Below are 18,457 nucleotides of genomic sequence, written 5' to 3' on the forward strand. Positions count from 1 at the left end.
TCCTACAGCTATTGTATCACGGGCATCTCATAGCCTGTTGGCCAATTGGAGTGAACCATGCAGATTCACTTTAAATTCATCTGCAAATCTTATTATACGAGGTAATTGATTGAACCGAAAAACCACACTCCCTGAAACCCCGCAGAAAAAGCATCGTGACTACGGGCGCATCCTCTATACGAGCTTCCTCGGAACCTGTATGACGGCGGTGCTGGCCCAGCCCGCCCTGGCTGCCGACACCCTCTGGACCAAGGCCAGCGAGGTGATGAAGGACGTCTACACCCAGATCCTGGGCATCTCTACCATTGCGGCCATCGTGACGGCGGCGGTGGCCTTGGTGATGATGAACTTCTCCCGGTCCGGCCGCACGGTGGACGAATCCCGGGCCTGGCTCAAGCGCATCGTCATCACCTGGATCATCCTCAACTCCCTGGGCTTCATCATGTCCTATATCACCCCCTTCTTCGCCGGCGGACAGTGGACCCCGTAACCGTCTATGGGCATCTTAGACGGCATCGTAGAATGGATCGCGGAACAAGTCATGCACGGCCTGGATCTGATCAACACATCAGTTTTGGGCGCGCTGGGCTGCGACATGAGCGTGTTCCTGCGGTACTTTCCTGCGGCGGGGACTATGTACGAGGTCTTTGTGGCCCTGGCAATCGGCCTGATCCTCTTGATCTGGGTCTGGAACCTGTTCAAAAACTTCGGCATCGGCGGGGGCGGCGAGGCGGAGGACCCGGTAAAGCTGAGTATCCGCTCCATCCTGTTCATCGTCCTGGCCTACTACTCCAATCAGATCGTGGACCTGGCGCTGGACATCGGCGGGACGCCCTACGACTGGATATTGACTGCCGCGCTCCCCAATCTGAGCTTTGCGGACTTCAATTCCGTCCTGCTGACCATCATCGGCGTGTGCGCCAACGGCGCTGTGGCCCTGATCGTTCTGATTTTGCTCCTCATTCTGGCCTGGAACTATCTGAAGCTGCTGTTTGAGGCGGCGGAGCGGTATGTGCTGCTGGGCGTTATGGTATTCACCGCCCCGGTGGTCTTCGCTATGGGCGCGTCCCAGTCCACATCCAACATTTTCAAAAGCTGGTGCCGGATGTTCGCAGGGCAGATTTTTCTGCTGCTGATGAACGCCTGGTGCCTGCGCCTGTTCGTGAGCATGGTGGGCGCGTTTATCGCAAACCCGCTTTCGCTCTGACGGAAGGAGACCCAATGAAGAAAACCAAACGAATTTTGACCGTCCTGTTTCTGGCGGTACTGCTCATTTCGGCCCTGTGCGTTCCGGCCTTTGCCCTTACCGAGAGCGAGGTAGAGGCCCAGGTAGCCGCATCCGGGAAAGAGTCGGTCACCGGCAATGTGCTGATCTGGTTTTTGTGCGCGGTGGCCTTTTTGAAGGTGTCGCAGAAAATCGACAGCTTTATGGCAACACTGGGGGTCAATGTGGGCCGTACCGGCGGCTCCATGCTGGCCGAGGCCATGATCGCCATGCGGGCCGTCACAATGGTCGTAGGCGGCGGACATGGGGCTGGCGCTGGCCGGGCCGGTTCCGCTGCTGGAAGTGCGGTGGGCAAGTCCGGCTCCTCCGGGATGACCGGGTTCTTCAAGGGCGGCCTGATTGGAATGGCCGGCCGGCATATCACTAACAGCGCGGTCAGGACAGCCACAACCCAGACATCCGCTGTCCATACCGCCCAGAGCCAGGTGCAGCAGGCAGCGGCCTCTACTGCTGCAGCGCAGACCTCCGCAGATACGAATATCAACAGTGAGGTGCATACTGGCGGTTCGTCTATCCATACTGGAAACGCCGCGCCCGCTGGTACTCCGCCCCAAGAGGGAATCATTGTCACAGGCGGCGGCGCTCCCTTGACGGCTCCTGCGGATAACATTCCGCAAGCTGCTTCCGCTATTAACAGCGAGGTACATACCGGCGGTTCACACAGCCATACCCAAAACGACGCAGCGGTTGGACCTCCGCCCCAGGAAGGCGTTATTGTCACTGGCGGCGGGGCGGCTCCACAGATGCTCGCTGTGGAGAGTGCGCCGCCTGCCGGCCCGATTCCCGATGGAGCGCCGCCCCAGGAAGGGGTTATCCTCAATGGCACTGAACCCGCCGCCATTCCTCAGACAGACCCGGCACCTCAGAGCGTTGGCACACCGCCTGAAAGCGTTCCGCCCGATATGTCCCAGCCCCAAGAGGGGATCGTTCTCACTGGCGGCGAGCAATCCGTACACGCGGCCCAAACCGAGAATATATTCGGCGGCGGCACAGATGGCACGGTCCATGTCGAGAATACGGCGGTTACTGGCGGCGGGCAGCAGACGCAGACCCATACGGAGCGGGTGCAGACAGCCCATACCGCCGTTTCCAGCGAAAAGGTACAGACGAATCGGTTCCTGTCAGGTTCGGGGACACGGCCCACTCTGGGCGGCATGGTGTTCTCCCGTTCCCTGGCTGCCGGCGGCAGCTTTGCCAATGATGTAATCGGCACGGTGGCCCGGGGTGAGGTGGCTGGCAGCATCACAGGAGATATGGCCGCTCAATCCCTGTCCTCGTACATGGGCTATGCTTCCCCCGGTATTGGAAGCCGGGAGGCTCCCGTTTACTCTGATGTGGAGATCGGCCGGGGCCGTATCACCGGTGTGGAAACTGCTGCGGGCACAAAGGAAGGGCTTTCCTTCGCCATGTACCATGTGGATCAGTACACCGCCCCTTCTGGTGACTATACCAAGGTGGTCTCCGCCGACGGAACGCAGTGGTACAAACAGTACGCCCAGGACGCTGTGGAGCGCAAGCCCTACATGGCCCCGGACGATACGGTGGCCTACCACGAGCGCATCATCAAAAAACTTCCCGACCCGCCCAAGCGCAAGGATCGGATATAAGGAGGACCTATGCGGCAAGAAGAACGGGATGTTTATATCATCCCCCCCAATTTCATTGAGGGCGGTACGCTGATGGGCGGGATGTTCAAGACCCGCAACGTAATCGAGGCCGGCATCCTGGGCGCTTTGATGGGGGTGCCGGTCTTAAAGCTGCCCTTTTCCCTCACAACCCGTATCATTGTCCTGTGCCTGACCACCCTGCCTCTGGTGCTGGTGGCCCTGATCGGCATTGGCGGCGGGAGCCTGTCCGAGTTTATCCTCCAGTTTTTCAGCTTCCTGCGCAACCGGCGGACGCTGGACAGGGACGGCGCGGACCGGGGGAAAAAGAGCCTGCTTCCCAGTTGGGGCCACAGCGCCCCCAAGGAGGAGGACGACAGCGAAATACCCAAAAGCCGGAACCGCGTGGAGGTTGATTTCAAGGAGCGGAAGGTGGACCGGTTCAAGACCTTTCTGGCCCCGGAGGTGAAGCCCCTCAATCCGCTGGCGGACTATGTGCCGGTGGAAACCATCAAGCATGGCGTCATCTACACCGGGGACCACCGCTATGTGAAAATTCTGGAGGTAGTCCCGGTCAACTTCCTCCTGCGCAGCGCCCAGGAGCAGCGCAGCATCATCTACTCCTTTATCAGCTACCTCAAAATCGCGCCAGTCAAGGTGCAGTTCAAGGTGCTGACCAAGCGGGCGGACATCGACCGCCATGTGCAGGCGGTGCGCCGGGAGCTGGCGCGGGAGACTGACCCGCACTGCCGGATGCTCCAGGAGGACTATCTGCGGCTGATCCGCCAGCTGGGTTCCCGGGAGGCCATTACCCGGCGCTTCTTCCTGATTTTCGAGCATGAACCGCTGCCAGGCACAAAGCGGGGCCATGAGGAGGAGGAAGCTATCGCCTCCCTCCAGACCGCCGCCCGTACCGCCGCCAACTACCTGCGTCAGTGCGGAAATACGGTGGTGCTGAACCACGACGATGAAAGCGAGGCCACGGCGGAGGTGCTGTACCACATCCTCTGCCGCCAGGAGAGCAACGAGCGGCCCTTTGAGGAAAAGGCCAAGCAGGTGGTGGCCGAGTATCTGACCGCCGGGCGGCCTGTGGACCAGATCCCGGTGAACGAGTTTTACGCCCCCAACCATATCGACCTCTCCCACGGGCGGCATATCTGCATTGACGGTGTGTACTACGCCTACCTGCTGGTGCCCTCCGGCGGCTACAAGACCCAGGTGCCGGCGGGCTGGCTCAGTCTGCTGGTGAACGCTGGGGACGGTATCGACCTGGATATGTTTCTCACCCGCCAGCCGAAAGACCGGATGATACGGAAGCTGGGCCAACAGCTGCGCATCAACCGCAGTAAAATCAAGGAGACCAGCGACACCAACACAGACTTCGACGACCTGGACGGGGCCATCCGCAGCGGCTATCTGCTGAAAGACGGCCTGAGCAACAACGAGGATTTTTATTACCTCAATCTGCTGGTCACTATCACCGCTGCCAATGTGGAGGACCTGGAGTGGAAGTGTGCGGAGATGAAAAAGCTGCTGCTGTCCCAGGACATGGACGTACAGACCTGTTCCTTCTGTCAGGAGCAGGCTTTTTTATCCTCGCTGCCCCTGGTGACCCTGGAGAAGCACCTTTTTGAGCGTTCCAAGCGGAATGTCCTCACCCTGGGGGCGGCCAGCTGCTACCCCTTCACCAGCTATGAGATGTGCGACGACAACGGCATTTTGCTGGGGGTGAACAAGCACAACAATTCCCTCATTATCGTGGACATCTTCGATTCCCGGGTCTACAAGAACGCCAACATCGCCATTCTGGGCACCAGCGGCGCGGGCAAGAGTTTTACCATGCAGCTGATGGCAACCCGTATGAGAAGAAAGGGCATCCAGGTATTTATCGTGGCTCCCTTGAAGGGCCACGAGTTCCACCGGGCCTGCTCCAACATCGGCGGGGAGTTCATCCAGATTTCCCCGGCCTCCAAAAACTGCATCAACGTCATGGAGATCCGCAAGGTGGACAAGTCGGTGGACGAGCTGCTGGACGGCCCCGGCGTGGAAAAATCCCTGCTGGCGGCAAAGATACAGCGGCTCCACATCTTTTTCAGCCTCCTCATTCCCGATATGACCCACGAGGAGCGGCAGCTTTTGGACGACGCCCTGATCCGCACCTACGCCAAGCTGGGCATCACCCACGAAAACAGCACTCTGGAAGACCCGAACGACCCCAGCCGCTACCGGACGATGCCGGTACTGGGCGACCTCTATGAAGTGCTGAAGGAGTCCCAGGACACCAAGCGGCTGGCAAATATCATCAACCGTCTGGTTCACGGCTCCGCCCGAACCTTTAACCAGCAAACCAACGTATCCCTGGACAACAAGTACACCGTGCTGGACATCTCCGAGCTGACCGGCGACCTGCTGACGGTGGGGATGTTCGTGGCTTTGGACTACGTTTGGGACAAGGCCAAGGAAAACCGCACCGAGGAAAAGGCCATCTACATCGACGAATGCTGGCAGCTGATCGGCGCCAACAGCAACCGTCTGGCGGCGGAGTTCGTGCTGGAGATTTTCAAAATCATCCGGGGCTACGGCGGCTCCGCCATCTGCGCCACCCAGGACATCAACGACTTCTTCGCGCTGGAGGACGGCAAGTACGGCAAGGGCATCATCAACAATGCCAAGACCAAGATTCTGCTGAACCTGGAGGACGAGGAGGCCCGGCGGGTCCAGTCCATCCTGCACCTGTCCGAAGCGGAGGTCATGGAGATCACCCACTTTGAACGGGGCAGCGGGCTTATCAGCACCAACAACAACAATGTGACGGTGGAAATCAAGTGCAGCCAGATGGAAAAGGAGCTGATCACCACCGACCGCCGGGAGCTTCAGGAGCTGCTGGACAAGTCCGGCGAACAGAGCGCCTAATACGGAAATAATGCGGAGATAATACGGCATTTACACGCATAACAGCCGAACCTTGAAAATGGACAAAAATAATACGCCTGTAATACGGCGTTAATGCGCCAAGCGGATTTTAATGCGGAAATAATGCTGAATTAACACGCATAAGCCCAAACTGCACCAAAAAGCAACGCAAACAATACGCCAATAATACGGCGATTATACGCACAACAGTAAACTGTACGAGGTGAAAGCCCATGAAAACACGCGCACAGATCTATGAGCGGGAGGCCGCCGCCCTGCTGCGGGACATTTCCATGTACCAGGTCATGACGGAAGGGCAGCTTTTGCGGCTGCATCCGGGGAAAAAGGACAAAACCCGGAATCTGCTGGCCTATCTCGTCCGTCAGAATCGTGTCTGGCAGGTGGACGATTTTTATTGCGCCGCCCAGGACAGCTTGGAGAACATGGACCGGGGCCTGCTGGCCGCCGTCTGGGTGCTGACGGACTTCATCGACCAGGTGGAATACCATTCGGTGGGCGATTATCCGGCCAAAATCATCTTTTTTGCGGATGGAGAGGTCTATGAGATCGTCCACGCGGCCCAGGGGAAAGAAGTCCTGCTGTCCCATGTGCTGGCTGACACCGGGGAGCAGCCCTCCCGCTACCTGGTGCTGGTGGATGACCCGGCGCAGATTGCGGAGCTGATGATCCCCAACGTCAACGGCTACTGCACCGTGTCCCCGGCCGGCGAGGTCCAGTATTATCAGAAAGAAGGAGCGTGACAGTGAACAGAAGCGTCATTTCCCAGCGAATTACATCCATTTTAGATGACATTCAGCGTCTGAACAGTGCGCTGTATGCCATGAATACCACAGACATCCAGCGATACCCGGACAACTATGAAGTGCTGTCCACCGATGCGGCTCTGCGGGCGGAGACCATCGCCTGCCGGCTGCGCCATCTGCTCTATGCCAGCACCAACACCAAAAAGAGCGAATACCTGACCTCCGCCGCCGCCATGCAGGGCATCGACATCCAGCACCGGGGCGGCATCTATGAGATCACTTTGCCCTGCCTGCTCCCCAAGCGCAGACAGTCCCAGAGTACGGAGTACCTGATTGACCCGCTGACCGCCGCGCTGGAGCAATATGTGAAAAGCCATACGGTCCGGCGGTTCCGGTGGTGCGTGGTGTGTTTTTCCCACGCCTACTGCCGGGACCTCCCGGAACGCCGGGTCCGGGACTATGACAACCTGGAGGTAAAGCAGTACCTGGACGCGGTGGCGGCCTGGCTCCTGATCGACGACGGCGGGCTGTTCTGCGACGTTCACCATACCACCGAGCTGGGCGAGGCCGACTGTACCCGTATGTTCATCATGGACACATCCCGGTTCCCGGCATGGCTGGCAGAGCGGGGATTGCAGCTTCAGGACAGCCCGAAAGAATAAAGGGAAACCGGCCCGAAAAGTTGTATTTTCCGCAAAAAATCCATATCCCATTTTTGCCTTTTTTGAGGCTTTGAAATGGGATACGGATTGAGAGGCCGCAAAGCCTTGAAATCCGGCGCTTTTTCAGTGCCGGGCCGGCGAAAAAAATACCGAAGCTGTAGACCCCTCGGTAAAAAACCTGTGTGAAGGAGGCTGAATTTGTGTCAGATGCAGTTGGGCGGGAGCTGCCCGGCCTGGACACATTTCCGGGCCTGGTTCTGGCGCTCACCGCTCTGTCCGGTGAACTGCCCGCCGCCCTGGTCAGCCGCCTCCCCGCCTCTGATACCTACAAGGAGTACGCGGTCAAGCAGCTCAAACGGGACAATCTCCTGCGGACATTCTACCGCAATGGCGTTCGCGGCCTGCGCCTGACCACCACCGCAAAACGGCTGCTGTTGGAGTGCTGGCCGGATCAATTTCTGCCCTACCTCTCCGGCAGTAGCGAGACCAATCAGCTTAAATCGGAAGTGGTCCGCCGCCTGCGCCTTCACCGGATGGCCGAGGTGCTGGTGACGATGCTCAATGCGGATGTGTCCGTCCTGCCCTGGGAAAAGCCGGCGCTGTTCGCCCCCACGCCGCCCGCTGGCCTGACTGCCCTGGACCGGCCCGCCTATTACAGCTCCAGGGAGGTCAAGGAGTTGGGCGCACAGGCCGTCAAAATACGCGGCTCCCGCTCGACGGGCGTTCTGCTGGCGGGCGGCAATATTTTTGCCGTCTACAACACCGGTCCCGGCCAGATGAAGTGGGAGAACAAGGCAGAACTGCGGCTCAAGGCCCTGCTGGAGATGGAGCTGTGTCAAACCCGGCTCCCGGCGCAATTCAAACGAACAAAACAGGCGGCCATCGTATTTGCCTCGGACATGGAGCAGATGCCCCCTCTGATGGGCGTAGGTGTGGATAAGCGACAAAGCTGCTTTGTCCTGACCAGTGAGTTTGAGCCCTTCTGCTATCTGCCCAGCGACCACCACGGCGAGGTCATCTTGCAGCTGCTCTGCGCCCCAGGTGAAAGGGCGGTTCTGGACGGCATCTTACAAAAGGGCTTCAAGCCGCCCCGTCCCGGCTGGATCATCGAGAACGACGCCATAGACGGCGATTCTCCGGTGCTGTTCGCCTATACCTGTGATATGCCCCGCATCCGCCGGTTCCACGCCGCTCTGGAGAAGATGGACTGGACGGGGACGCTGTTCTGCTTTGATTTTCAGGTGGACGCGATGCGTCAGGTCTGCGGCCAGCATGTAAAAATAGAGAGCCTTGACTTTGAGAAGGTCAAGGCCCTGCTGAACGATATGGAGTTATAGATTTTCAAATGTGCCTGCACATCTATTTGGGTCTGGAATTTTGTTATAGGCCAAACTCCGATTCGATTTTTTGAAATACCTGCTCTGCGGGTTCAATCCGGCCAGCGACGCAATCATCATAGCCGCGCTTTATTTCAGCGTAAAATTCGTCGCATGTCAGGCTTCCCATCGTAATAGGCGTTTTGACAGGCAACGTCACCTCAGCGTCTTTTTCCGTAAAAATCACATCCTTTACCGCAATTATACGCTGTTGTCTATACAATAGCAAGCACTTTTGGAGGGGCTTCAAATATCGAAGAAAAAAATCGTAAAGCTGCTGCTCATTTCATTCGCCGCCCTGGCCGCCCTGCTCTATGGGGGCGGCTATATTGCGCAATTCCTCTACAACTACGATGTGTGGCAGGCGGCGGGCGGGACCTTCGGCACCGCGCCGGAATTTCCGGACAGCAATTTCTTCGCCTGCATCACCGCTGTGTTCCGCTGGCCTCATGGCCTGTACGGTGTGGGCGGCTGTGTGGCTGCGCTGGGTGTGCTGATCTTCATGGTTATGCGGATGGGGTACAGCGAAACAGGAGCATATGACCGGGAGCGCAACCTGATCTACTCCAACAAGGGTACATATGGGACAGCGGGCTTTATGACCAAAAAGGAATTGAAGGGCGTGCTGGACCTGGTTCCCAACATCCGCAAGCACCCTGGTATCATCCTGGGTGAGATAGATGGCGAGGCGATCTGTGTCCCACTGAAAACCCGGTTCAACGGTAATCTGGCGGTGTATGGGGCCAGCGGCTCCAAAAAGACACGGGCTTTTTGTATGAACATGATCCTGCAAAGCGCCGCCCGAAGGTCCAGTCTTATCATCTGTGACCCCAAGAGTGGTGCGACACGTTCCTAACTGAAAAGGTTAGGCGTGGAGCCAAAAGAAGGACAGGAGATTGAAAGGAGCTTCTGGAAAGGTTTCATAGAACTGATTGTCCGACAGGTGGAATGAAGGGGTAACGCCTGGAAACGCCTGCTCTGATCCTCCGAATGGCATGGACGCTGTCAGGAGCGGAAATGTCATAAGCTCGGTGAAGTCGGCTGAGAGCGCACCCTAAAGACGCAGGAATGCGGTACAGGAACAGCGAACCAGAGGTGGTCGAGTACGTGATAGGCCGGGAGTCCAAGTAAGCATCTATGGTTAGAATCCTCCATGTTACAGCATGGCGGAGGCGTATTCTCGATTGTACGGGTCTAAATAGGGTATTGGCCGAATGGGCCAATCTCACCATCGTGTGAGGTCTGTGGGGATGAGTAAAACTCGGCTTTTATGAAAGTCCCTGCGCTGTTACAGGCGGCGGCAAGCAGACAGGCTTATAGAGAAGACCTACGGATGCTGAAAACAGGATAGGACAATCGGAACGTGGTAAGCCAGCGACGCGGAGAGCTTGACCTCTGTGAAGCGGCGGCAGGGAAAAATCTTCGGAAACAACCTGCCTTGCGCTGGTGAATGTGGCGGCACAGTACCAATGAAACGGAGCTAATAAAGCCGTGGAGGGATAGCCGCCAGTCAGTGTTTTACAATAAATCGAAGTTACAGTTCAAATGAGCAAAATCATTCTGCATAAGGTTCGAGTATGACTAAGAGAGGCAAACCCTTCAAGAAATTGGAGTGAGCCGACTTATGGCAGCCAACAAACCAAAGAAAAAGCAAGCACTCAGAAATAATGAGTATTACAGTACCCAAGCACTATTTGACGATTTATATGAGAGAAGTCAGCGCGGCGAAATCTTCACGCACCTGATGGAGCTGATTGCCAGTGAGCAGAATATCCTGCTGGCCTACCGCGCCATCAAAAAGAACAAGGGCAGTAAGACCAAAGGCGTAAACTCGACCACCATCGTTGAAATGGGAGAGAAACAGCCGGAGGAACTGATTGCCTATGTGCGAAAACGACTGCAAAATTTTCACCCTCATGCAGTCCGCCGGGTGGAAATCCCCAAACCAGATGGACGTATGCGCCCGCTGGGCATCCCCACTATGGAAGACCGTATCGTTCAGCAGTGTATCAAGCAAGTGCTGGAGCCAATCTGTGAAGCAAAATTCTACAAACACAGCTATGGTTTCCGTCCAAACCGAAGCGCCCACCATGCGGTAGCCAGGGCAATGTTCCTGGTGAATATCTCGAAATACCGCTATGTGGTGGACGTGGACATCAAGGGCTTCTTTGACAATGTGAACCATGGGAAGCTGCTGAAACAGCTTTGGACACTGGGCATACGGGACAAGCAGTTGTTGTGCGTCCTGTCCAAAATGCTGAAAGCGCCCATCCAAGGTGAGGGCGTTCCGGCAAAGGGGGTGCCGCAGGGCGGTATTCTCAGCCCGCTGTTATCCAATGTGGTACTGAATGAGCTGGACTGGTGGATTGCCAGCCAGTGGGAGGAATTTCCCCAACTGCAACGGTATCGAAGCCGGCCCCATTACAAAGGAAATGGCACGCTGAAGCAGGTGTATTTGGTACGGTATGCGGATGACTTCAAGCTGTTCTGCAAATGCCGCAGTGACGCAGTGAAAATATTTGAAGCAACGACAATGTGGCTGAAAGAACGGCTGGGGCTGGAAATCAGCCTGGAAAAATCTAAAATCGTCAATTTGAAAAAGAGATACTCAGACTTTCTCGGCTTCAAGCTGAAGCTCCGCCCCAAAAGCGGAAAATGGGTGCTGAAATCGCACATGGCAGACAAGGCGCAGAAAAAGTGCAGGGAAAACATACGCTCAGCCATTGGACGAATCGGCAGAGAGCCAAACCAATGGAGCGTGATGCAGTTCAACGCTATGGTGCTGGGCCTGCATGAATACTACAAAATCGCAACCAACGTATACCTCGACTTTGACCGCATCGCCTTTGATGTCAGAAAGACACTTTTATGCAGAACGAAAAGCCATCGAAGCAAGACCGGCCTGCGAAGCCAGGCATTTCAGCAATTCTATGGCGATTTTACCGGGAAAATATTCAATGTGGCTGGGCTGGCGCTCTTTCCAATCAACGGAGTGAAAACTACGCCGCCTATGTGCTTCTCTCCCGACATCTGCAATTACTCCGAAAAGGGACGGGCTAAAATCCATGAGCTGCAGAAGGCAATCAGCCCTGTTATCCTGCAAAAACTCATGGAGCATCCCATACAGGGGCAGAGTACCGAGTTGAACGACAACCGCATTTCTCTCTACATCGCTCAGCGGGGAAAATGTGCCATTTGCAAAGAGCCCCTGCTGTCGGGGGATATGGAAGTCCACCACATCACGCCAAAATCCAGCGGCGGAAAGGACAACTACTCCAATCTGGCGCTGGTAACGGGGGATGTTCATAAGCTCATCCACGCAACCGACCCGGTAATCATCCAAAAATATCTCGATAAGCTGAAACACTGCAAGCTCAACATGGCGAAACTCAATAAATTCCGGCTGTTGGCTGGCAACTGTAAAATCGAATATAGGTAAACATTGATGGGGCGCCGTGTGATGGGAAACTATCACGCACGGTGCTAAGCGGGGGAAAAGCCGGAGATTACTTCAAACGCTTACCTATCGCAAAAACTTTACGAGAAAAGCAGCGCCTACCTTCGGGATCAGGGCTACACCGTCAAGGTGTTCAATCTGGTCACCCCCGCCGCCTCTGATTCCTGGAACTGCCTTTCGGAGATCGAGGGGCAGGAGCTGATGGCCCAGCTTTTCTGCGACGTTATCATCAAAAATACTGGAAACGGGCAGGGTGACCACTTCTGGGACAACGCCGAACTGAATTTACTGAAAGCCCTTGTTCTCTATGTGGAACGGAATTACCCGGAGGACAGGCGCAACATCGGGGAGGTCTACCAGCTTCTCGCCATGAGCAGCGAAAAAGAGCTGAACGCCCTGTTCGATGTACTCCCCATCTCCCACCCGGCCAAGGCTCCCTACAGCATTTTCAAGCAGTCCAGTGAAAGCGTCCGGGGCGGCGTCATTATTGGCCTGGGTTCCCGGCTCCAGGTATTTCAGAACCAGGACATCCGAAACATCACCGGCCACGATGAAATTGACCTGGAGCTGCCGGGCAAGCAGCCCTGCGCCTACTACTGCATCACCAGCGACCAGGACAGCACCTTTGATTTCCTGTCCTCGCTGTTTTTGTCGTTCATTTTCATTAAGCTGGTACGGTACGCCGACCAGAACTGTCCCGGCGGTGCGCTCCCTGTCCCCGTCCATATGCTGGGCGAGGAGCTGTGCGCCTGCGGGGTCATTCCGGACCTGAGCCGGAAAATCTCGGTCATCCGCTCCCGGAATATCAGTATGTCCTGCGTGTTCCAAAACCTTGCCGGACTCCAGAACCGCTATCCCTATAACCAGTGGCAGGAGATTTTGGGCAACTGTGACATCACCCTGTTTCTGGGCTGCACCGATGCCCTGACCGCACAGTTTATCTCTGACCGTACAGGAGAAGCGTCTATCGCCGTCACCAGCAAGGCCAAGCAGCTGGGTACCTGGCGCATCTCCAACTATACACCAGAGTACCGGGAGACCAGCGGTGTGGGCAAACGCAAATTGTTGACTATGGATGAAGTGCTGCGCATGGATGTGGACCGGGCATTGGTCATCCTGCGCGGAAGAAATGTACTGGAGGTTGATAAATACGACTATTCCAAGCACCCGGAAGCAAAGAAGCTGCGCCCGAGCAAGGCCGCCTCCCACATCCCCGCATGGCAGTCTGAGCAACAGAAGGCGGAGCAGGCGGCAGCTCCCACCCCGGCCAAGCCCAAGCCCCCGCGTCCCAAAGCCCCAGCCAGGAAAGCGGCGCCGGCCAAACAACCCGCCCCAGCAAAAACAGAGGCCCCGCCGCCTGTCCCGGCCGATGCTCCCAGGGAACCGCCCCAGGAGCCGGCATCACCCCCACCCCCGCCCAGGCGCTCCACCGCGAAGCCGGCCCAAAAGCCCGGCCAGCGGGTGGTCACCGCCACAAAAGACAGTATTTTATCAAAACCAAAAAAGGAGGAGTAACAAACTATGCCCAGAAAGAAAACTGTGATCCCTGATGAACCGCCTATGGAGGCCCTGACCGCCGCCGAGTCCGGCGTGGAAGAGAACGCCGGCCAGTTCCCGGAGGACGCCGGCTTCCCGGACACCGCCCCCAGCGGAGAGTACGCCGGGGACGGCATCCCCGCCGAGGGGGAGGCCCCGTCTGACGGCCTGCCTTCCGACGTCCCCGCCGGAGAGGTTCCGTCGGGCGAGGATATGCCCGGCGAGGCCGCCTATGGCGATATGCCCAGCGCGGAAGTCCCGCCCACTGAGGAGGAGTTCCCCGCCGATGCCCTGCCCAGTGACGCGCCGTGGGGCGATATGCCGCCCGGCGATACCTTCCCCGCGGGTGAGGAGAACCCCTTCCCCGAGGTGGGCGACGCCGCCGGTTCCCCGCAGCCCCAGGAGGGCATGGAGCTGGAGGGCGACGACCCCGAGTATGGGGCGCTGCTTCAGGAGTTGGGCGAGGCGGGCCAGCGTGAGACTGGCGGTGAGGACCCCCTGACCCTGGACCCGCCGCCCGGTGAGGACCCGGCTCCTGTGCCGCCCGCCGCCCCCGCTGAGATGGAGGGCGGTATGGACGGCGAGGAGCCTGCCCCGCCCCGGCGGCCCAGAGGCCGGCCCCGCCGTACCGAGAGCACCCCCGCCGCCGACCCCCGCCGTGACCGGGTGCTGACCATTGAGGCCAGAGACGAGGTGCAGACGGTGGAGGAGCGGGAGGCCATCATCTGGCACGAGATCCAGAACGCCCACTGGACCCGCCGCATCCTCACCGGCACTTTGGACGGCGTGGAGCGGACGGAATCCGGCATGACCGTGGCAGTGGTCAACTATAAGGGCTTCCGGGTGGCGATCCCGGTGAAGGAGATGCTGCTGTTCACCGGCAGGGTCCCCTCCGGCGCGGAGTTCCAGGAGCTGATGTCCCGTATGCGGGGCATCCTCACCGCCCGGCTGGGTTCCGAGATCGACTTCATCGTGAAGGGCCACGAGAACAAGAGCCGCAGCGTGGTCGCCAGCCGCAGGGACGCCATGTACCGCAAGCGCCAGACCTTCTATCTGGACAAGGACGAGCGGGGCGAGCCCATGATCTACGAGGGCCGCGTAGTGCAGGCTCGTGTGGTGGCGGTGGCCGAGAAGGTGGTCCGGGTGGAGGTGTTCGGCGTGGAGTGTGCCATCCTGGCCCGGGGCCTGTCCCGCGCCTGGGTGGGCGACGCCGCCGAGCACTACCATGTGGGCGACCGCATCCTGGTACGGGTGCAGAAGATCACCGGCACTACGGTGGAGGACCTGTCCATCACCGCCGACGTGCGCAGCACCTCTGCCGACACTGCCAGCGACGACCTGAAGAAATGCGTGCGGCAGGGCCGGTACGCCGGGCGGGTCACCGATGTGCGGGGCGGCGTTGTCTACATCCGGCTCAATAACGGCGTCAACGCTATTGCCCACGCCTGCTATGATCTTCGCACACCCGGCAAGAAGGATGATGTCAGCTTTGCGGTTACCCGGCTGGACGAAGAAAAGGGAATCGCAATCGGCATCATCACCAGAATCATCAAACAAAATTTGTAAAGGAGAGGGCCTATGAAGCATTTGAGGCATCTGGCGCTGTCGGTGCTGCTGGTGCTGTCGCTGACGGCCACCGCCCTGGCCGCGGAGGTCCCGATCAGTCTGGTGGTGGAAAACCTCAACGGCCAGCAGCGCATCGTCAAGACCTATGAGCTTCCCCCCGGCACTGACCCCGAGACCTTGAAGGAGCCGTCGTTTGAGTATGACGGCTTCACCTATACTTGGGCCTATACCACCAAGGACGAACATACCTTCCTGGAAACCAAGGCCGTGACTGAGACGGTGACGGTGGAAACTGGGAAAAAGGACCTCAATACCGTCCTGGAACAGCTGGCCCCCAGCATCCTCTACGATGACGGGGAATTTACCGGCGAGCTGGCCCTGGATCATACCACCATCACCACCGAGGCGGCGGGTTATACCACCAAGAGCGGAAAGGTGACCGCCACCAAGACCATCGGGCCACTGGACCGCAACGATATGTCCTACATCCCCGCCACGACCGTCAAGGATGGCAGAACGCTGACCCTCGCCAATGTGGAGTGGCAGGTCATCGGCACCGATCTGGTGGGGGACGTGCTGGCCCCCTCCAGCTATCAGGCGGTGGCGACCTACTCCGCCTCCACCAGCAGTCAGGTGGCGACCGGCTATGTCTCCACAGCGGAGTACAAGGGGACCGTGACCGCCTCCGGCATTGAGAGCATTACCTACACGGTTGTCTATGTGGGAACGGAGATTGTACCCGAGCCTCCGCAGCCCACTGAGCTGGTCAAGCAGGGCGGCCCTCTGTCCGGCGGGAACGCAGCCGCCATTGGCGGGACGCTCCTGGTGATTGCTCTGCTGGCGGCGCTGGCTGGCGGCGGCGTCTGGCTGTATCTGCACCGCAAGAACGTCTATGTCTATGTCCCCGGCGACCAGCCCCGGGACTATAAGCTGATTGCCAAATTCCGGGTAGAACCGGAAAAGCCGGAGATCCAGGTCAATGAGGACCAGATCGGTTCCGCGCATATGCTTGCGGTAGAAATCAAGAAGCCGCTGGCAAAGAAGCTGCTGAATCAAATTTTTACCGTCAATCACCCCTGCGGGGCGCAGCGGTATATGGTCCTTAGGGACAATCCCGGCGATTGGCATGAATTCCCTTTGGACAACCATATAGAAGAAATGGAGGAAGCAACTTGAAGCATATCAGAAAAATCGCGGGCCTGATGCTGTCCCTTACGGCGGCGCTGTCCCTGACAGTCCCGGTCTTCGCGTCGGACTACTCCTTTACCACGGACGCCCCCCAGGACTTCTACGGCAGCACCAGCTATGAGGATGTCTACGGCTCCCAGTACAACTACGGCGGGAAAAATGTGGTGGACTACCAGGTGTCCGAGCTGGAGTACGGCGTCCAGAGCACCACCATGACCGGCGTGATGGAGCGCACCATCCTCCCCGGCCTCCAGCAGACTGTGGGAACGGGCGGAGGCGGCTACGGCGTGGCCGGGGGCGGCGGCCCCATTACGGTGCTGGTTGAGGGAACCGGCGCCGGCGGCTCCACCTCTGTCACCAATCCCACCGTCCCCACGCTCCCCACCACCCCCACCTACCAGCAGCCCGCCTACACCAGCGTGGAGGGGATGGCCTATAAGGACGGCCACATCGGCACCATTAAAATTCCTTCCCTGAGCATCAATATGAAGGTCTGGGAGGGCGAGACCGCCGAGAGCATGAAAAAGGGGCTGGGGCACTACAGCTCCACCTCCGCCTGGGATGGAAATGTAGCAATGTGCGGCCACAACCGGGGCGCTAAGTACGTGATCGGGGCCATCAAGGATCTGGAGCAGGGCGATACCATTACCTACACCACGGTCTACGGCACCCGTACCTATGCGGTGGAGACGGTAACTGTCATTTCCAACACCGATTGGAGCTACCTCCAGTCCACCGCCGACAACCGCATCACCCTCACCACCTGTCTGGCAGACCACCCGGAAAGCCGGGTCGTGGTCCAGGCTGTCGAAAAAAAGTAAAGGGATATTGTTGAAAGCCTTTGTTTTGTTTCGTATAACAGTGTATAATGAAATGAATGGAGGTTTTCTCAATGAGGAAAAAGTTCTTATCTATGGCGCTGGCCTGCGCCCTCAGCCTGAGCATGGCAGTCCCCGCCGTGGCGGCCGCTCCGCCCTCCGAATTGGAGATGGCGGCGGCCTATGTGCGGGAGCAGGGCATTATGACCGGCGACCAGAACGGCAATCTGAATCTGGACGCCGGACTGAACCGCGCCGAGCTGGCGGTCCTGCTCACGCGGCTTCGCAACGGAACGGAAGAACTGTTCGCCAACACCGGCTACTACGAGCAGGGCTGCAAATTCACGGATGTTCCGGCCTGGGCGAAGCTCTTTGTGGGCTACTGCGTCCGAAATAATCTGGTAGCCGGGTATGACACCTTGCGTTACGGGCGTCAGATCCGGTAAATCCGGCGGCAGCCTGCACCGTTATCCTGCGGGTCTGCGGTGTTGCGGATGGAGAGGGCAGTATCTGTAACTACAATACCGCCTGCTCCTATGCCGCCGGTCTGGGCTGGATCGACGAATCCACCGCCCACGCCAATACCATCACCCGAGGCGAAATGGCGGTGCTGATCTACCGTGCCCAGACCGGCGCACGTCCAGGCGTACCTCCCAGCACTGGGGACGGCTTTCTGTCCAACGGGAAGCCTGTCACCGAGGAAAATGTGCTGGAGCTTCTGCGCCAGCTGGAACAGGATTGGCCCCACGGCACGGTCTGGGGGACGCACAATACGCCAGGAACCCATAAAAACGAGGTTCCCAGCACGGCAGCCAACCGTGTTATGGACGTCTACTGGGTCAGCGAGTATTACGGGTGCAGCGGCTACGCCTCCATGGTCAGCTCCCTTGTTTTTGGAGACAAGGCTAATCCGGGCCGCAAGCAGGACGATCTCACGGAAATGCGCCCTGGCGATATTGTATTTGTAGTGAGTCCTGACGGAGTAGTGGGCCATGTAGTCATTGCCCTTGAGTCCCCGAATCAGGAGGGGCGGTTCCACTATACGGATGGCAACAGTGGTGAAATCATCACATGGCCCAGCACCGAGCATCCGGACATTAGAAGCTACAGTCTGACTGGCTTCAGCGGTGGACGTATTCCACATCATCTTGAAGTGTGGACCCGCTATCCTGAGAATGTCCCCTTCACCGGTGAAAGTGTGGAAGCGTGGCCTGCCATTTCTGGCAGCTGACAACGACAAAACAGGACAAAGGAGGCGATTCATGCCCCAAAAACTACCGATCCCAGG

15 protein-coding genes are annotated in these 18,457 nt (G+C 58.2%); all 15 read left to right on the forward strand.

Annotated elements, in window-relative coordinates; all coding sequences use genetic code 11:
* Positions 1–109 precede the first annotated feature (109 nt).
* The 15 genes from VV088_RS02165 (at position 110) to VV088_RS02235 (ending at position 18,400) form a co-directional block, all read left to right on the forward strand.
* The gene (locus VV088_RS02165; RefSeq protein ID WP_442913103.1) at positions 110–490 is read left to right on the forward strand and encodes a fimbrial protein; all 381 of its coding nucleotides are present in this window, start codon (positions 110–112) and stop codon (positions 488–490) included.
* A gap of 6 nt (positions 491–496) precedes the next feature.
* The gene (locus VV088_RS02170; RefSeq protein WP_334599163.1) at positions 497–1,207 is read left to right on the forward strand and encodes a hypothetical protein; all 711 of its coding nucleotides are present in this window, start codon (positions 497–499) and stop codon (positions 1,205–1,207) included.
* A gap of 14 nt (positions 1,208–1,221) precedes the next feature.
* Positions 1,222–2,892, forward strand: a complete 1,671-nt coding sequence (locus tag VV088_RS02175; RefSeq protein WP_334599164.1) for a hypothetical protein — start codon at positions 1,222–1,224, stop codon at positions 2,890–2,892.
* Between the two features lie 9 nt (positions 2,893–2,901).
* Positions 2,902–5,802, forward strand: coding sequence for a VirB4 family type IV secretion system protein (locus tag VV088_RS02180; RefSeq protein WP_334599165.1), 2,901 nt, complete (start codon positions 2,902–2,904; stop codon positions 5,800–5,802).
* A 233-nt stretch (positions 5,803–6,035) separates the two neighbouring features.
* Positions 6,036–6,563 carry a DUF5697 family protein gene (locus tag VV088_RS02185; RefSeq protein ID WP_300765538.1) on the forward strand — a complete coding sequence of 176 codons (528 nt, stop codon included), beginning with the start codon at positions 6,036–6,038 and terminating at the stop codon, positions 6,561–6,563.
* Between the two features lie 2 nt (positions 6,564–6,565).
* On the forward strand, positions 6,566–7,228 hold the full coding sequence (locus tag VV088_RS02190) for a DUF6100 family protein (RefSeq protein ID WP_334599166.1): 663 nt from the start codon (positions 6,566–6,568) through the stop codon (positions 7,226–7,228).
* Between the two features lie 200 nt (positions 7,229–7,428).
* Positions 7,429–8,565 (forward strand): hypothetical protein, encoded by a 1,137-nt coding sequence (locus VV088_RS02195; RefSeq protein WP_334599167.1) that lies wholly within the window; start codon positions 7,429–7,431, stop codon positions 8,563–8,565.
* A gap of 274 nt (positions 8,566–8,839) precedes the next feature.
* Positions 8,840–9,460, forward strand: coding sequence for a hypothetical protein (locus VV088_RS02200; protein ID WP_334599168.1), 621 nt, complete (start codon positions 8,840–8,842; stop codon positions 9,458–9,460).
* Between the two features lie 768 nt (positions 9,461–10,228).
* The gene (gene ltrA, locus VV088_RS02205) at positions 10,229–12,043 is read left to right on the forward strand and encodes a group II intron reverse transcriptase/maturase (protein WP_334599169.1); all 1,815 of its coding nucleotides are present in this window, start codon (positions 10,229–10,231) and stop codon (positions 12,041–12,043) included.
* 66 nt (positions 12,044–12,109) lie between these two features.
* Positions 12,110–13,576, forward strand: coding sequence for a VirD4-like conjugal transfer protein, CD1115 family (locus VV088_RS02210; RefSeq protein WP_334600455.1), 1,467 nt, complete (start codon positions 12,110–12,112; stop codon positions 13,574–13,576).
* A gap of 6 nt (positions 13,577–13,582) precedes the next feature.
* A complete protein-coding gene (locus VV088_RS02215; protein WP_334599170.1) occupies positions 13,583–15,163 on the forward strand; it encodes a S1 RNA-binding domain-containing protein in 1,581 nt (526 codons plus the stop codon).
* A 12-nt stretch (positions 15,164–15,175) separates the two neighbouring features.
* Positions 15,176–16,339, forward strand: coding sequence for a hypothetical protein (locus VV088_RS02220; protein ID WP_334599171.1), 1,164 nt, complete (start codon positions 15,176–15,178; stop codon positions 16,337–16,339).
* Positions 16,336–17,172 (forward strand): class D sortase, encoded by an 837-nt coding sequence (locus tag VV088_RS02225; protein ID WP_334599172.1) that lies wholly within the window; start codon positions 16,336–16,338, stop codon positions 17,170–17,172. Before VV088_RS02220 ends, VV088_RS02225 begins: the two co-directional genes overlap by 4 nt.
* A gap of 71 nt (positions 17,173–17,243) precedes the next feature.
* Positions 17,244–17,615: a hypothetical protein gene (locus VV088_RS02230; RefSeq protein ID WP_334599173.1), complete on the forward strand. Its 372-nt coding sequence runs from the start codon at positions 17,244–17,246 to the stop codon at positions 17,613–17,615.
* 161 nt (positions 17,616–17,776) lie between these two features.
* Positions 17,777–18,400, forward strand: coding sequence for a hypothetical protein (locus VV088_RS02235; protein WP_334599174.1), 624 nt, complete (start codon positions 17,777–17,779; stop codon positions 18,398–18,400).
* Positions 18,401–18,457: the final 57 nt, after the last annotated feature.

Source organism: Lawsonibacter sp. JLR.KK007, from assembly GCF_036941135.1.
Lineage (GTDB): Bacteria > Bacillota > Clostridia > Oscillospirales > Oscillospiraceae > Lawsonibacter.

Excerpts from the sequence above, each read along its gene's own strand:
- VV088_RS02170 (WP_334599163.1), top strand. The coding sequence starts at position 497 with ATGGGCATCTTAGACGGCATCGTAGAATGGATCGCGGAACAAGTCATG.
- VV088_RS02175 (WP_334599164.1), top strand. The coding sequence starts at position 1,222 with ATGAAGAAAACCAAACGAATTTTGACCGTCCTGTTTCTGGCGGTACTG.
- VV088_RS02180 (WP_334599165.1), top strand. The coding sequence starts at position 2,902 with ATGCGGCAAGAAGAACGGGATGTTTATATCATCCCCCCCAATTTCATT.
- VV088_RS02185 (WP_300765538.1), top strand. The coding sequence starts at position 6,036 with ATGAAAACACGCGCACAGATCTATGAGCGGGAGGCCGCCGCCCTGCTG.
- ltrA (WP_334599169.1), top strand. The coding sequence starts at position 10,229 with ATGGCAGCCAACAAACCAAAGAAAAAGCAAGCACTCAGAAATAATGAG.
- VV088_RS02215 (WP_334599170.1), top strand. The coding sequence starts at position 13,583 with ATGCCCAGAAAGAAAACTGTGATCCCTGATGAACCGCCTATGGAGGCC.
- VV088_RS02220 (WP_334599171.1), top strand. The coding sequence starts at position 15,176 with ATGAAGCATTTGAGGCATCTGGCGCTGTCGGTGCTGCTGGTGCTGTCG.
- VV088_RS02230 (WP_334599173.1), top strand. The coding sequence starts at position 17,244 with ATGAGGAAAAAGTTCTTATCTATGGCGCTGGCCTGCGCCCTCAGCCTG.